Origin of the sequence: Curtobacterium sp. MCBA15_016 (assembly GCF_001865105.1) — a bacterium.
GTDB lineage: Bacteria > Actinomycetota > Actinomycetes > Actinomycetales > Microbacteriaceae > Curtobacterium.
Map to the genome: position 1 here is coordinate 1 of NZ_MJGR01000077.1, position 2,006 is coordinate 2,006.

At 56.8% G+C, this 2,006-nt stretch carries 1 rRNA gene; it reads left to right on the top strand.

Annotated features, from left to right (window positions below):
- Positions 1-190: 190 nt before the first annotated feature.
- Positions 191-1,712 (top strand): 16S ribosomal RNA (locus BIV03_RS18530).
- Positions 1,713-2,006 lie beyond the last annotated feature (294 nt).

A 2,006-nucleotide genomic window follows, 5' to 3' on the forward strand; every position in this document is an offset into this window, starting at 1 on the left:
GTCGAGTGGGGAGTGCGTCTGGTCCTTGAGAACTCAACAGCGTGCACATTGTCAATGCCAATTTATTGACCCCGTGACTCATCAGCTTGCTGGTGGGTTCGGAGACAATTCCTTTTGGATTGAAGATTGTCAGTAGACAGTCAACAGTCAGAATCAACTCGCTGACATCTTCGGGTGTTGGTTGTAATTTTTTACGGAGAGTTTGATCCTGGCTCAGGACGAACGCTGGCGGCGTGCTTAACACATGCAAGTCGAACGATGATGCCCAGCTTGCTGGGTGGATTAGTGGCGAACGGGTGAGTAACACGTGAGTAACCTGCCCCTGACTCTGGGATAAGCGTTGGAAACGACGTCTAATACTGGATATGACTACCGGCCGCATGGTCTGGTGGTGGAAAGATTTTTTGGTTGGGGATGGACTCGCGGCCTATCAGCTTGTTGGTGAGGTAATGGCTCACCAAGGCGACGACGGGTAGCCGGCCTGAGAGGGTGACCGGCCACACTGGGACTGAGACACGGCCCAGACTCCTACGGGAGGCAGCAGTGGGGAATATTGCACAATGGGCGAAAGCCTGATGCAGCAACGCCGCGTGAGGGATGACGGCCTTCGGGTTGTAAACCTCTTTTAGTAGGGAAGAAGCGAAAGTGACGGTACCTGCAGAAAAAGCACCGGCTAACTACGTGCCAGCAGCCGCGGTAATACGTAGGGTGCAAGCGTTGTCCGGAATTATTGGGCGTAAAGAGCTCGTAGGCGGTTTGTCGCGTCTGCTGTGAAATCCCGAGGCTCAACCTCGGGCTTGCAGTGGGTACGGGCAGACTAGAGTGCGGTAGGGGAGATTGGAATTCCTGGTGTAGCGGTGGAATGCGCAGATATCAGGAGGAACACCGATGGCGAAGGCAGATCTCTGGGCCGTAACTGACGCTGAGGAGCGAAAGCGTGGGGAGCGAACAGGATTAGATACCCTGGTAGTCCACGCCGTAAACGTTGGGCGCTAGATGTAGGGACCTTTCCACGGTTTCTGTGTCGTAGCTAACGCATTAAGCGCCCCGCCTGGGGAGTACGGCCGCAAGGCTAAAACTCAAAGGAATTGACGGGGGCCCGCACAAGCGGCGGAGCATGCGGATTAATTCGATGCAACGCGAAGAACCTTACCAAGGCTTGACATACACCGGAAACGGCCAGAGATGGTCGCCCCCTTGTGGTCGGTGTACAGGTGGTGCATGGTTGTCGTCAGCTCGTGTCGTGAGATGTTGGGTTAAGTCCCGCAACGAGCGCAACCCTCGTTCTATGTTGCCAGCGCGTTATGGCGGGGACTCATAGGAGACTGCCGGGGTCAACTCGGAGGAAGGTGGGGATGACGTCAAATCATCATGCCCCTTATGTCTTGGGCTTCACGCATGCTACAATGGCCGGTACAAAGGGCTGCGATACCGTAAGGTGGAGCGAATCCCAAAAAGCCGGTCTCAGTTCGGATTGAGGTCTGCAACTCGACCTCATGAAGTCGGAGTCGCTAGTAATCGCAGATCAGCAACGCTGCGGTGAATACGTTCCCGGGCCTTGTACACACCGCCCGTCAAGTCATGAAAGTCGGTAACACCCGAAGCCGGTGGCCTAACCCTTGTGGAAGGAGCCGTCGAAGGTGGGATCGGTGATTAGGACTAAGTCGTAACAAGGTAGCCGTACCGGAAGGTGCGGCTGGATCACCTCCTTTCTAAGGAGCATCTGGCTCGTCGTGTCCTTCGGGGGACGGTGGGTCCAGGCGCCGGATCGAGACGAACGTTCTCGCCGGTAGCTCATGGGTGGAACATTGACAGTGCAGTCGGGAGCGCAGCTTCTGACCTCAGTACGCCGGGGCCTTCGTGGTTCGGGTTGGAACGGGTTGGGGGTGAGCGGGTCGGCTGGTGCACGTTGTTGGGTCCTGAGGGACCAGGCTTCCCGGCCGAGTGTGGTCGGGGGTTGAGCCGTGACTGGGGCCTTTGGGTTCTGGTTGGGTTCTTCGGTGGGC